This window comes from Streptomyces sp. SLBN-31 (assembly GCF_006715395.1).
In the GTDB taxonomy this organism is placed as follows: Bacteria; Actinomycetota; Actinomycetes; order Streptomycetales; family Streptomycetaceae; genus Streptomyces.
The window spans coordinates 1,289,924-1,303,072 of the sequence record NZ_VFNC01000003.1; the positions used below are offsets into that span (position 1 = coordinate 1,289,924).

The following is a 13,149-nucleotide window of genomic DNA, read 5'->3' on the forward strand; positions in this document are numbered from 1 at the left end:
AGCGGTACCGAGCTGCCCGCCCCAGGAGAGCTGCCATGTCCGTGCCCGTGCCCTACCCGTCCGCGTCCGACTACGACGGCGTCCCCCAGCTGGTGGAGCCCGAGATCCGACGACTGGACGGCGAGGTGCGCGAGACGTCGGTACCGCCGCTCGTACCGCCGCGCATCCATGGCTCGCTCGCCGACCTGCCCTTCGACAACGCCGAGGCGGCGCCGGACGCCCGGGTCCTCAGCCGCCGCCGGGAGGACGGCGGCTGGACGGACGTCTCGGCGGCGGAGTTCGCGCAGCAGATCCTGTCGCTGGCCAAGGGCCTCATCCAGGAGGGTCTGGTCCCCGGCGACCGGATCGCCGTCATGGCCCGGACGATCTACGAGTGGACGCTCCTGGACTTCGCCGCGTGGGCCGCCGGCCTGGTCACCGTCCCCATCTACCCCACGTCCTCCGTCTACCAGACCCGCTGGATCCTGCAGGACTCCGGCGCGGTGGCCCTGGTGACGGAGACGGCCGGACAGGCCGCCGCGCTGGGCCCGGAGCTCAGCCGGCTCCCGGACCTGCGCCACCTGTGGATCGTGGAGAAGGGGCACCTGGAGCGGGTGGCGGAACTCGGACAGCCCGTCCCCGACCAGGAGGTCGCCGTACGCCGGGGCATGCTGGTGCCCGACACGCTCGCCACCGTCATCTACACGTCCGGCACCACCGGCCGGCCCAAGGGCTGCGTCCTGACCCACGGCAACTTCCTGTCCGAGGTCGACAACGCGATCGAACTCCTCTACCCGATCTTCAAGTCCAAGTCGGACGACCCCTGCACCCTGCTCTTCCTGCCCATGTCGCACGTCTTCGGCCGCATGGTGGCGATCGCCTGCATACGGGCCCGCGTCCGCCTGGGACACGCGCCCAGCCTCCAGGCCGAGGACCTCCTGACCGACCTGGGCACCTTCCGTCCGACCTTCCTCCTGTGCATCCCGTACATGCTGGAGAAGGTCTACAACAACGCCCGGGCCAAGGCGGAGGCCGGCGGCCGGGCCGGCGTCTTCGACCGCGCGGCGAAGGTCGCCGTCCGCTACGGCGAGGCGCTGGAGGCCCGCGCGGCGGCCACCGGCCCGGGCCCGAGCGCCTCCCTCAAAGCGGCCCGCGCCTTCTACGACCCGCTGGTCTACCGCCGTATCCGCAACGCCATGGGCGGCCGGGTCCGGCACCTCATCTCCGGCGGATCCCCGCTCGGGCAGCGGCTGGCGGCCTTCTACGCCGGGGCCGGCATGGAGATCTACGAGGGCTACGGGCTGACCGAGTCGACGGGCGCGGCCACCGTCACGCCGCCTCTCAAGCCCCGCCTGGGCACGGTCGGCTGGCCCATGCCCGGTACCAAGGTCCGCATCGCCGCCGACGGGGAGATCCTGCTGCAGGGCGGCCAGGTGTTCCGCGGCTACTGGGACCCGCACGGCGGCGGAGTGATCCCGGCCTCGACGGACGGCTGGTTCGCGACCGGTGACATCGGCCGCCTGGACGACGAGGGCTACCTCACCATCACCGGCCGCAAGAAGGAGATCCTCATCACCGCGGGCGGCAAGAACATGGCGCCCGCCCCGCTGGAGAACTGGCTGCGCGCCCACCCGCTGATCTCGCAGGTCATGGTGGTCGGGGACGGCCGCCCCTACATCGCGGCCCTCGTCACCCTGGACATGGACGGCGTCAGCCACTGGCGCCGGATGAACGGCAAGCACCCGGTGCCCGCGGAACTCCTGGTGGACGACCCCGAGTTGCTGGCGATCCTGCAGCGGGCGGTGGACGAGGCGAACAAGCTGGTGTCGAGGCCCGAGTCGATCCGCCGCTTCGCCGTCCTGCCCCGGGACTTCACCGAGGAGGACGGCCATCTGACCCCCTCGATGAAGCTGCGCCGGGAGGCCGTGATGAAGGAGTTCACGGCTGAGATCGAAGGGCTGTACCAGCGCTGAGCCGAGGCGACGGCCTGCCGCGAGCCGTTGCCCCGTCCGACCCCCATGCGGCAGCGTCCGCCCCCGGCTCCCCGGGCGGCGGACGCTGTCGTTCCGCGCAGCCGCTCAGCCCGGACGACCCGGCTGCCGAGCAAGCGCCGGGGCGGGAAGGCGACCGGCCCCGGCAGGACTGCCTCGCTCGCCACGCCGGCCTCGGGCCGGCACGGCTCTTGACTTACCAAGACCCCCGCGCCACATTCCCCACCCCGTACCCGCACCTCTCCGCACCGCGCAACCCACCCCGTCCATCGCCCGGTTGGAGCGACCTGCCATGGCCACGAGCGCGGAACCCGCAAGACGTACCACCCCCATCGATGCGCGCCCCACGCGGAGACAGGTGCTCGGTGCCACCGCCGCGACCGGACTGACCCTCGCGGCCGGGGCCCGCACCGCGGTCGCCGCCGACGTGCCCCTCCTCGGCACGTACGACGTCGTCGTCATCGGCTCCGGTGCCGCCGGGATGACCGCCGCCCTCACCGCCGCCGAACACGGCCTGACGACGGTCGTGCTGGAGAAGGCGGCCACCTTCGGTGGTTCCGCCGCCCGCTCCGGGGCCGGTGTCTGGATCCCCAACAACCCCGTGATCCTCGCCGCCGGCGTACCGGACACCCCCGCCAAGGCCGCCGCCTACCTCGCGGCCGTCGTGGGGTCCGACGTGCCCGCCGCCCGGCAGAGCGCCTTCCTCGCCCACGGCCCGGACATGATCTCCTTCGTCATGGCCAACAGCCCGCTGCGGTTCCGTTGGATGGAGGGGTACAGCGACTACTACCCCGAGCTCCCGGGCGGCCTGCCGAACGGCCGCTCCATCGAACCCGACCAGCTCGACGGCAACCTCCTCGGCGCCGAACTCGCCCGGCTCAACCCGCCGTACATGCAGGTCCCCACCGGCATGGTCGTCTTCAGCGCCGACTACAAGTGGCTCGCCCTCGCCGCGGTCAGCGCCAGGGGCGCCGCCGTAGCCGCCGAGTGCCTGGCGCGCGGCACCAAGGCGGCCGCGCTCGGGCAGAAGCCGCTGACCATGGGGCAGTCACTCGCGGCCGGGCTGCGCAAGGGGCTGATGAACGCGGGCGTCCCGGTCTGGCTCGGCACCCCGCTCACCGACCTGTACGTCGAGGGCGGCGCCGTCACGGGAGCCGTGGTCACGCGCGACGGCGGACCCGTCCTGGTACGCGCCCGCCGCGCCGTCGTCGTCGGGTCCGGCGGCTTCGAGCACAACGCCGCCATGCGCTCCCAGTACCAGCAGCAGCCCATCGGCACGGACTGGACCGTGGGCGCGAAGGAGAACACCGGGGACGGCATCCGGGCCGGGCAGCGGGCCGGCGCCGCGCTCGGACTGATGGACGACGCCTGGTGGGGGCCGGCCATACCGCTGCCCGACCAGCCCTACTTCTGCCTGGCCGAACGCACCCTTCCCGGCGGTCTCCTCGTCAACGCGGCCGGCGCGCGCTTCGTCAACGAGGCCGGCCCGTACAGCGACGTCGTGCACACCATGTACCGGCTCGACCCCACCGCCCCCGACATCCCGGCCTGGCTGATCGTCGACCAGAACTACCGCAACCGCTACCTCTTCAAGGACGTCGCCCCCACGTTCACCTTCCCCGACAGCTGGTACGGCTCGGGGGCCGTCCGCAAGGCCTGGACCCTGGACGCCCTCGCCACGGCCGTGGGCATCCCGGCCGCCGCCCTGCGCGCCACCGTCGACCGCTTCAACTCCCAGGCGCTGAAGGGGAAGGACCCCGACTTCCACCGCGGCGACAGCGCCTACGACCACTACTACACCGACCCGTCCGTCCTGCCGAACTCCTGCCTCGCGCCGCTGTGGCTGCCCCCGTACTACGCCTTCCGCATCGTCCCCGGCGACCTGGGCACCAAGGGCGGCATGGTCACCGACGCCCGGGCGCGTGTGCTGCGCGCCGACGGCTCGGTGATCCCCGGCCTGTACGCCGCCGGGAACGCCAGCGCCGCGGTGATGGGGCACAGTTACGCGGGCGCCGGATCGACCATCGGCCCGGCGATGACGTTCGGCTACATCGCGGCACTGGACATCGCCGGGGCGCTCTAGGAGGCCTCCAGGGCGGCGGGGTCGGGCTTGCGGGCCAGCAGGAAGGCCTGGGGGGTCGGCTCGCCGAGGGCCTCGTCCGCCTCCCGCACCGTCCGTGAGTGGAGCGCGAATCCGGCACGCCGCAACAGCTCGGCCATGTCGTCCGGCCGGCGCCGCAGGAAGTCCAGCGACACGTCGTGTCCGAAGGGCCGGTCGTGGTGCCGGGGCCGGTCACCCACCTGGAAGCCGACCAGCAGGTGCCCGCCGGGCGCGAGCACCCGGTGGAACTCGGCGAAGACGTCGGGCAGCCGGTCCGCGGGCGTGTGGATGGTGGAGTACCAGGAGACGACACCCGCGAGGGACCCGTCGGGGATGTCCAGGTCCAGCATCGAGCCCTGCTCGAACCGCAGAGCCGGATTCTCCCGGCGGGCGATCGCCAGCATCGACTCCGACAGGTCGAGGCCGAAGACCCGCAGGCCGAGCGAGGCGAGGTGCGCGGTGACGCGCCCCGGCCCGCACCCCAGATCCGCCACCGTGCCCTCGCCGCCGACGAGTTCGGCGTACGCGCCGAGTATCGCCCGGTCCAGGGGCGTGGACACGAGGTAGCCCTCGAACATGGCCGCGTAGTCCTCGGCGATGGCGTCGTAGAACAGCCGTGTGCCGGTCACGAACCCGTTGTCGATCTCGGTCCCGGTCTCGATGTCGCTCATGCTCGAGACCGTAGCGGCGGCCACTGACAACGACCCGGGACCCGCTTCCTCAGGCCGCCCCGGCCAGCCGCAGCACCGCCGCCGTCCCCGCCGCCCCCAGCACGACCACCGCGAACGGCGCCCGGCGCCACGCCAGCACACCCCCCACCAGCACCCCGGCCGGCCGCGCCCAGCCCGCGAAGCCGCCGCCCTCCGTCAGCGCCCCCGTCGCCAGCAGGGCCGTCAGCAGCACGACCGCGCCCGCCGACAGCAGCTCCTGCACGCGCGCCGGGAGCTCGATACGCCCGTGCAGCGCGGGCCCGACCAGCCGGAAGGCGTACGTCCCGACCGCGAGGGCCAGGATCATAGCGACCGTCGCGTTCACGCCCGTACCTCCTTGCGGCCGTACGGGGCCAGTCCCGCCAGCGCCACCAGCACCGGCACCCCCGCCGGGACGGCCGGGGTGAGGGCGAGGGCGAGCGCCGCGCCGGGCACCGCGCACCGCCGTACCCGGGCGTCGGCGCGCAGCGTCGGCAGAACCAGCGCGACCAGTACGGCCGGGAAGGCGGCGTCCAGGCCGAACCGCGCCGTGTCGCCGAGCGCGTCCCCGGCCAGCGCGCCGGCCAGGACTCCGAGGTTCCACACGGCGAACAGGCCGATCCCCGACACCCAGAACGCGGCCCGGCGCCGTGCCGGGTCGGCCTGGGCGAGGGCGAAGGCGACCGTCTCGTCGGTCACCAGGTGCGCCCCCGCCAGGCGTGTCAGGCGCCCCGGGCCGAGGACGTCGGCGACGGCCAGGCCGAAGGCGGCCGTCCGGGTGTTCAGGAGCAGGCCGGTGGCCGCCGCCGCCAGCGGGCCGCCCCCGGCGAGCAGGACACCGACCGCGCTGAACTGGGCCGAGCCCGCGTAGACCAGCAGGGACATCACGACCGGGACCCAGACCGGCAGACCGCCGGTCACGGCGATCGCGCCGAAGGACACCCCGACGACACCGCTGGCCACCCAGACGAGTGACGCGTCCCGGACCAGGTCCCGATGGCGCGTCCTGTCCGCCCCGCTCCGTGTTCGCTCTGCCGTACGCATGTTCTCTACAATGGACAGCAGTCGACGTGTTCGTCAAGGCGAACGATCGTACCGATGGAGCGAACAAGTATGTCCGACGCACCGCCCCCGCCCGCCCGGCTCCCCCTGGACTGGATCGCGGCCTCCCTGCGCCGTGAGCGCACGCGCGCCGGGCTCTCCCTGTCCGAACTGGCCAAACGCGCCGGCATCGCGAAGTCCACGCTGTCGCAGCTGGAGGGGGCGAGCGGGAACCCCAGCGTGGAGACGCTGTGGGCGCTGGGCGTGGCGCTCGGGGTGCCGTTCAGTGTGCTGGTGGAACCGCCGGCGCCCGCCGTTCAGGTGATCCGTGCCGGTCAGGGACCCACCGTGGCCTCCGAGAAGGCCGACTACGTGGCCACGCTGCTGTCCGCCAGCCCGCCCGGCGCCCGGCGGGACATCTACCACCTGCGGGCGGAGCCCGGGGCGGCACGGGAGTCGGAGCCGCACATCCCGGGCACGGTCGAACACCTGATCGTCGGCGCGGGGCGGGTGAAGGCCGGGCCCGCGGGGGAGGAGGTCGAGCTGGCGCCCGGGGACTACATGACCTACCGCGGCGACGTGCCGCACTCCTACGAGGCGCTGGCCCCCGGGACGACGTTCGTCCTGGTCATGCAGCACGTGTAGGAACGCCGGCAAAAGGCAGGAGCCCCGCCGCCTTGCGGCGCGGGGCTCCTTGGGTACTGCATCAGGTCCGGATCAGAGACGAGGCTCGCCTCAGACGGGGGTGACGTTCTCCGCCTGCGGGCCCTTCGGACCCTGGGTCACGTCGAAGGAGACCTGCTGGTTCTCCTCCAGCGAACGGAAGCCGCTCGCGTTGATCGCGGAGTAGTGGACGAAGACGTCGGGGCCGCCGCCCTCCTGGGCGATGAAGCCAAAGCCCTTTTCGGCGTTGAACCACTTAACGGTTCCGGTAGCCATAAGCCCTCCTTGGGCCCAAAGGGTTGCCCTGCTCCAGAACCTGCATGTGAAAGCTAATGCCGCACTGCATACGTCTGAAAACGTTAGAGCCCGCGGTTACATGCTCCGCAGGCTCTGTACTGCAAGGGAAACCAAACTGCAACTTGCGGCGAGCCTAGCACGCGGGCAGCCGAAAGCAATAGAGGCCAAGATCACGTCACCCGGAAGTTTGAAGATCGGAACCCGGTTGACCGAGGGGGCGAAGACTGGAGCGTACCTCAAAGGGGCTAGCCTCGCGATGTGGACAATTCTCGCACCCGGCCGCGCGTCGGCCACATCCAGTTCCTGAACTGCCTGCCCCTTTACTGGGGGCTTGCGAGGACGGGCACGCTCCTCGACTTCGAGCTGACGAAGGACACCCCTGAGAAGCTCAGCGAGCAGCTGGTGCAGGGAGACCTCGACATCGGGCCCATCACCCTCGTCGAGTTCCTCAAGAACGCGGACGACCTGGTCGCCTTCCCCGACATCGCCGTCGGCTGCGACGGCCCTGTGATGTCCTGCGTGATCGTCTCGCAGGTGCCGCTGGAGCAGCTGGACGGCCGCCGGGTCGCCCTCGGCTCCACCTCGCGCACGTCCGTCCGCCTCGCCCAGCTGCTGCTGGCCGAGCGCTTCGGCGTCCAGCCCGACTACTACACCTGCCCGCCCGACCTCAGCCTGATGATGCAGGAGGCCGACGCGGCCGTACTCATCGGGGACGCGGCGCTGCGGGCCAATCTGCACGAGGGCCCGCGCTACGGCCTCGACGTGCACGACCTCGGCACGCTCTGGAAGGAGTGGACCGGGCTGCCGTTCGTCTTCGCGGTGTGGGCGGCCCGCCGCGACTACCTGGAGCGCGAGCCGGAGATCACCCGCAAGGTCCACGAGGCCTTCCTCGCCTCCCGCAACCTCTCCCTGGAGGAGGTCGGCAAGGTCGCCGAGCAGGCGGCCCGCTGGGAGGAGTTCGACGAGCGGGTGCTGGAACGGTACTTCACCACGCTGGACTTCCGGTTCGGCGCCCCGCAGCTGGCGGCGGTCGAGGAGTTCGCCCGGCGCGTCGGGCCGACCACCGGTTTCCCGGCGGACGTGAAGGTCGACCTGCTCCAGCCCTGAGCGTCCGCTCCGGGACCGAGCGTCTGCTACGACCCCGAGCGGCGCGGGAACGGCGCACTACCCTTTTCTCGTCGTTACGGGGGATGCGGGGGAGGGGTGGACGTCATGCAACCGCTCGGAGCCGACGAGCCCACCGCCGTGGGTCCCTACCGGCTGCTCGGCCGGCTGGGCTCCGGCGGCATGGGCCGCGTCTACCTGGGCCGCAGCGCGGGCGGACGCACGGTCGCCGTGAAGATCGTGCACCCGCACTTCGCTCTCGACGACGAGTTCCGCGCCCGGTTCCGGCGCGAGGTCGAGGCCGCCCGGAAAGTGGGCGGCGCCTGGACGGCCCCGGTGCTCGACGCCGACCCGGAAGCGGCGGTTCCATGGGTGGCGACGGGGTACGCGGCCGGTCCGTCGCTGGCGGCGGCGGTCGCGGACCAGGGGCCGCTGCCCGCCCATTCGGTACGGGCGCTGGGCGCGGGGCTGGCGGAGGCGCTGGCCGCCGTGCACGAACTCGGCCTGGTGCACCGGGATGTGAAGCCCTCCAACGTCCTGCTGACCCTCGACGGCCCGCTGCTGATCGACTTCGGCATCGCACGCGCCACGGACGGCACGGCGTCCCTGACCTCCACGGGCGTCTCCATCGGCTCGCCCGGTTACATGTCTCCCGAGCAGATCGTCGGCAAGAGCGCGACGGGCGCGGCCGACGTCTTCTCGCTGGGCGCGGTGCTGGTGTTCGCGGCGACCGGGCAGGCGCCGTTCCCGGGCGACTCCTCCGCCGCCCTGCTCTACAAGGTCGTGCACGAGGAACCCGAACTCGACTCCCTCGACGGTGAGTTGCGCCAGGTGGCGCAGGCGTGCCTGGCGAAGGACCCCGCGGCCCGGCCCGCCCCCGGCGAGGTCGCCCGGCAGCTCGCTCCGGAGGGGGCGGCGCGGCTGGTGACGGGCGGATGGCTGCCGGGGGCGCTGGTGGAGCAGGTGAGCCGGAGCGCCGTACAACTGCTGAACCTCGATGTGCAGGAGGTGGCCTCCGGGCCGGTGGGGTTCAGCAGTCCCTCGGTCGGTGACGCGGTGACGGCCGGCGGGGAAGGGGCCGGACAGCCGACGGTGGGGGAGTTCGGGCCGGCGCCGGTGATGGTGCCGCCCTCCGCTCCCGGCCGGCTGCCGGTCGACGACGCGCGGCCGGAGCCGCGGGACGCGCCACCGGACGCCGTAGGGAAACCGCCCGGCAAGCTGTCCGTCTCCGTGGCGGCGACCTCCGCCCCCGGGGACGGCGGGCGCGGGCGGCGGCTGAGCTGCACCGTGGCCCTGGCGGTCGCGGGGGCGCTGGCGGCGGTGACGGTGGGGTCGGTCTTCGTGTTCGACCTGCTGCCGGGCAACGGCAAGGACGACTCCGCCTCCAGCGGCAGTGACCGCGGCGCGTACTCACCGGCGCCGAGCGTGGGCGGCAGCGCTTCGAGCGCTCCCACCGCTTCCGGCTCTCCCACCGCTTCCGGTGCGCCCAGTGCGTCGAGTACGACGCCGGGTGGCACCGCCGGTGACGTGCCCGCGGCCTACCTCGGCACCTGGGAGGGGCAGGCCACAGCCCTGGGCGGCACCCTCCCTGACGGCACCTTCCGGCTGACCGTCCACCAGGCCGCGGTGGGCGCGGAACTGGGCAGACTCCGCCAGACCGACCCGCTGGGGGGCGTCTGCTACGACGTCCTGACCCTGAGGTCCGTGAAGAAGAAGGAACTCCTCGTCACCTCGGCGGGCGCCGACTCCAACCACGCGGGCTGCGACCCGACGCCCCACACGGTCCGGCTCTCCCGGGCCGGGGACGACTTGAGGTACGTGGCGGAGAGCGAGGCCGAGGGGAATCCGACGGCTCGGTTGTCGCGGGTCGGATAAGGAGGCGGACCCCTCGCCGAGCGCCGCCGCCACACCCGGAGGTGGGCCTCGGCGACAAGGTCTTCGGCGGCCCAGGCGTTCCGGGAGAACGAGCGGGCATACGGACGAGACGCGGCTGCCGCTCCTCGTACATCCGGGCGTACGAGGACGTGGCGGAATCAGCCCCGCCCGACATCGGAGACCCTCGTGTCCATCACCCTGGAACAGCCCACCGGCGCCCACCTGCTCACCCCCGACGACGACGACCTCGCCGTCCCCGTCACCCTGCGCTACACCTGCGCCGACCCGCTGGCCGTCCACCTCGTCTTCCCCGCCTGGATCTCGCTCGACGACGAGGAGGTGACCTGGACCTTCGCCCGCGCCCTCCTGGAGGAGGGGCTGGGCGCCCCCGCCGGTGTCGGTTCGGTGCACATCCGCCCAGGTGGTCCCGCCCGCACCTACGTCGAGTTCCGCACCCCCGCCGGTGTCGCCGTGGTCCTCTTCGACACGCCCGCCCTGCGCCGCTTCCTGCTCCGCTCGTACGAGATCGCCGCGCCGGGCGGCGAACCCCTGGGCCCCGCCCTCGACCGCGGCCTGGCGTCCATGCTCGGCGGTGTCTGACACTGGGCGCGGCACGGGAGGCGGCGCGGGGAAGAGGGGGAGCCGATGGGGGACCTGCTGGGCTGGCTGCTCGTGGGCGTCGCCGCGCTGTGGGGTGCGGTGGCGGGCGCGCTGCTGCCGCGTGCGGCCTACCGGTTCTCCGTAACGGCCGAACAGGACTGGCGTACCGCGTGCCCGGACGGGCACCCGCTCGGCGGCTGGCTCGGGCCGGGGCGCTGCGGGGGGTGCGCCGAAGCGGCGGGCGACGCGGGCGGGACCGCCGTACGGACGCGGCGGCCGGAGCCGTACGGTCCCGGTGCCCTCGCCCTCTCCCTCGCCACCGCCCTCGTCTGCGCCGCCCTCGCCGCCGCCACCGGCACCCGGCCCGAACTCGCCGTGTGGCTGCTGCTCGCACCCCTCGGCGTCCTGCTCGCCGCGGTCGACTTCCGGGTGCAACGGCTGCCGGACGTCCTGACGTTGCCGCTCGCGGGCCTCGCGGTGGCGCTGCTGGGCGTCGTGGCGTTCGTACCGGAGCACGCCGGCGACTGGCCGCACGCGCTGTACGGCGCTCTCGCGCTCGGGGCCGGGTTCTTCGCGCTGTTCCTCATCAACCCCGGCGGCATGGGCTTCGGGGACGTGAAGCTGGCCCTCGGTCTCGGGGCCGTGCTCGGGTGGTACGGGTGGGCGACGGTGATGCTCGGGGCACTCGCCGCTTTCCTGCTCGGGGCCCTGTACGGCGGCGTACTCGTGGTGGCGCGGCGGGCCGGGCGGAAGACGGCCATCGCCTTCGGGCCGTTCCTGATCGGCGGAGCCTTCCTGGGGCTGCTCGCGGGTGCCTACGCGGCCTGACGTCGGGCTTGTCGGAGGGCTGGCGTAGGCTGGCCGAGTCCGTCCACACCCTCGAAGAAGCCTGCGAAGGGGACCCCGGTGACCGAGAAGGCCGACCTCACCTCGATTGATGTCACAGCCGTCCTCGACCGTGCCGCCGCCGGTGGGCGGATCACCCCACAGGAGGCGCTCGTCCTCTACCGCGACGCCCCGCTGCACGCGCTCGGCGCCGCCGCCGACGCCGTGCGCCGCCGCAAGTACGCGGGTACCGAGCACATCGCGACGTACATCATCGAGCGCAACATCAACTACACGAACGTGTGCGTCACGGCGTGCAAGTTCTGCGCCTTCTACGCCGCCCCGAAGGACAAGGACAAGGGCTGGACGCGCGACCTGGACGACATCCTGCGCCGGTGCGCCGAGACGGTCGAACTCGGCGGCACGCAGATCATGTTCCAGGGCGGCCACCACCCGGACTACGGCGTCGAGTACTACGAGAAGCACTTCGCCGCCATCAAGAAGGAGTTCCCGCAGCTCGTCATCCACAGCCTGGGGGCGAGCGAGGTCGAGCACATGGCCCGGATCAGCGGGGTGACGGTCGACGAGGCCATCACCCGCATCCACGCGGCCGGCCTCGACTCCTTCGCGGGCGCGGGTGCCGAACTGCTGCCGGAGCGGCCCCGCAAGGCCATCGCGCCCCTGAAGGAGAGCGGCGAGCGCTGGCTGGAGATCATGGAGATCGCGCACCGGCTGGGCGTGGAGTCCACCTCGACCATGCTGATGGGCACGGGTGAGACCAATGCCGAGCGCATCGAGCACCTGCGGATGATCCGTGACGTCCAGGACCGCACGGGCGGCTTCCGGGCGTTCATCCCGTACACCTACCAGCCCGAGAACAACCATCTGAAGGGCCGTACGCAGGCCACGCTCTTCGAGTACCTGCGGATGATCGCCATCGCCCGGCTGTTCCTGGACAACGTCCAGCACATCCAGGGCTCCTGGCTGACGACGGGCAAGGAGGTCGGCCAGCTCTCCCTGCACTACGGCGCGGACGACCTCGGCTCGATCATGCTGGAGGAGAACGTCGTCTCCTCGGCCGGCGCCAAGCACCGCTCCAACCGCATGGAGATCATCGACCTGATCCGCAAGGCGGGGCGGGTTCCGGCCCAGCGCTCGACGACGTACGAGCACCTCGTCGTCCACGACGACCCGGCGAACGACCCGGTCGACGAGCGGGTGATGTCCCACATCTCGTCCACGGCGATCGAGGGCGGGACGGCACACCCGGAGCTGAAGCTGCTGGCTTCCAACTGACGTAGCCGTGCTGACGATTCACGCGGCGCAGGAGGTCCGGACCAGCTGGGACGCCGCGCCACTCGGGGACGGTGCCGTGGTGGTCGAGGGCGACCGGATCGCGGCGGTGGGTCCGCTGGCGGAGATCGAGGCGCGGTTCCCCGGGGCACGGATGCGCAGTTGGCCGGGGGTGCTCGGGCCCGGACGGGTCCACGAGGGCCCCCTTCCGGACGCCCCGTCACCACGCGAACGCGTCCACGCCGTGCTGAAGCTGGGCGCGGTCGCGGTCGTCGAGGAGTACGTGGACTCGCCCGAACTGCGTGCGGCGGCCGAGCGGAACGACGTCCTCGTGTTGTCCGGTGCCCAGCCGCGCGCACTCGTCGAGTCCGGCCGGGCCGACGTCTCCGTGTTCGACGAGACGGGCACCTGCATCGCGACGGTGTGCGCCGGACGCCTCGTGCACAGGCGGCGCTAGCCGTCCCGGCGAGGCCCCGGAGCTCCACTCACCCCGCCAGCGCCTCGCCGAACGCCCCCGAACCCTGCCGTACGCACAGAAGGAACGCGACGCTCCCCGCGGCCCCCGAGCACGCGCTCCCCGAGCCCGCCGCGGAACCCCGGCGCCCGGTACGGGACCGCTACTTCGACACCCTCCGGGCCGTCGCCCTCATCCGCGTCGTCACCTATCACACCTTCGGGCGGGCCTGGTGCT

The 13,149-nt window shown here is 72.7% G+C and carries 13 protein-coding genes; 9 read left to right on the forward strand and 4 right to left on the reverse strand.

What is annotated here, in order from left to right:
* Positions 1-35: 35 nt before the first annotated feature.
* Positions 36-1,952: a long-chain fatty acid--CoA ligase gene (locus tag FBY22_RS43620; RefSeq protein WP_142154490.1), complete on the forward strand. Its 1,917-nt coding sequence runs from the start codon at positions 36-38 to the stop codon at positions 1,950-1,952.
* 310 nt (positions 1,953-2,262) lie between these two features.
* Positions 2,263-4,053: a 3-oxosteroid 1-dehydrogenase gene (gene kstD, locus FBY22_RS43625; protein WP_142154492.1), complete on the forward strand. Its 1,791-nt coding sequence runs from the start codon at positions 2,263-2,265 to the stop codon at positions 4,051-4,053.
* On the opposite strand, the gene FBY22_RS43630 is transcribed toward kstD, so the two are convergent.
* The 3 genes from FBY22_RS43630 to FBY22_RS43640 are packed head-to-tail and all read right to left on the reverse strand — an operon-like array spanning position 4,050 to position 5,804.
* Complete coding sequence (locus tag FBY22_RS43630) at positions 4,050-4,742, reverse strand: class I SAM-dependent methyltransferase (RefSeq protein ID WP_142154495.1); 693 nt, start codon at positions 4,740-4,742, stop codon at positions 4,050-4,052. The genes kstD and FBY22_RS43630 overlap by 4 nt on opposite strands.
* Before the next feature lie 49 nt (positions 4,743-4,791).
* Positions 4,792-5,088: an AzlD domain-containing protein gene (locus FBY22_RS43635; protein WP_399213003.1), complete on the reverse strand. Its 297-nt coding sequence runs from the start codon at positions 5,086-5,088 to the stop codon at positions 4,792-4,794.
* A 14-nt stretch (positions 5,089-5,102) separates the two neighbouring features.
* Positions 5,103-5,804 (reverse strand): AzlC family ABC transporter permease, encoded by a 702-nt coding sequence (locus tag FBY22_RS43640; RefSeq protein ID WP_142154499.1) that lies wholly within the window; start codon positions 5,802-5,804, stop codon positions 5,103-5,105.
* A 69-nt stretch (positions 5,805-5,873) separates the two neighbouring features.
* Between FBY22_RS43640 and FBY22_RS43645 the strand changes: the two genes are divergently transcribed.
* The gene (locus tag FBY22_RS43645; protein ID WP_142154501.1) at positions 5,874-6,446 is read left to right on the forward strand and encodes a helix-turn-helix domain-containing protein; all 573 of its coding nucleotides are present in this window, start codon (positions 5,874-5,876) and stop codon (positions 6,444-6,446) included.
* Between the two features lie 90 nt (positions 6,447-6,536).
* Here FBY22_RS43645 and FBY22_RS43650 read toward each other — a convergent pair whose 3' ends face one another.
* A complete protein-coding gene (locus FBY22_RS43650) occupies positions 6,537-6,740 on the reverse strand; it encodes a cold-shock protein (protein ID WP_003992177.1) in 204 nt (67 codons plus the stop codon).
* A gap of 279 nt (positions 6,741-7,019) precedes the next feature.
* On the opposite strand from FBY22_RS43650, the gene FBY22_RS43655 reads away from it, so the two are divergent.
* From FBY22_RS43655 to FBY22_RS43685, 6 genes are all read left to right on the forward strand, one after another.
* Complete coding sequence (locus tag FBY22_RS43655; protein WP_142154503.1) at positions 7,020-7,868, forward strand: menaquinone biosynthetic enzyme MqnA/MqnD family protein; 849 nt, start codon at positions 7,020-7,022, stop codon at positions 7,866-7,868.
* Between the two features lie 105 nt (positions 7,869-7,973).
* The gene (locus FBY22_RS43660) at positions 7,974-9,740 is read left to right on the forward strand and encodes a serine/threonine-protein kinase (RefSeq protein ID WP_142154505.1); all 1,767 of its coding nucleotides are present in this window, start codon (positions 7,974-7,976) and stop codon (positions 9,738-9,740) included.
* A gap of 186 nt (positions 9,741-9,926) precedes the next feature.
* Positions 9,927-10,340 (forward strand): SsgA family sporulation/cell division regulator, encoded by a 414-nt coding sequence (locus FBY22_RS43670; RefSeq protein ID WP_142154507.1) that lies wholly within the window; start codon positions 9,927-9,929, stop codon positions 10,338-10,340.
* Positions 10,341-10,385: 45 nt separating this feature from the next.
* The gene (locus FBY22_RS43675) at positions 10,386-11,168 is read left to right on the forward strand and encodes an A24 family peptidase (RefSeq protein ID WP_142154509.1); all 783 of its coding nucleotides are present in this window, start codon (positions 10,386-10,388) and stop codon (positions 11,166-11,168) included.
* A gap of 78 nt (positions 11,169-11,246) precedes the next feature.
* A complete protein-coding gene (gene mqnC, locus FBY22_RS43680; protein WP_142154511.1) occupies positions 11,247-12,461 on the forward strand; it encodes a cyclic dehypoxanthinyl futalosine synthase in 1,215 nt (404 codons plus the stop codon).
* A 7-nt stretch (positions 12,462-12,468) separates the two neighbouring features.
* Positions 12,469-12,915, forward strand: a complete 447-nt coding sequence (locus FBY22_RS43685) for an imidazolonepropionase-like domain-containing protein (protein ID WP_142154513.1) — start codon at positions 12,469-12,471, stop codon at positions 12,913-12,915.
* Positions 12,916-13,149: the final 234 nt, after the last annotated feature.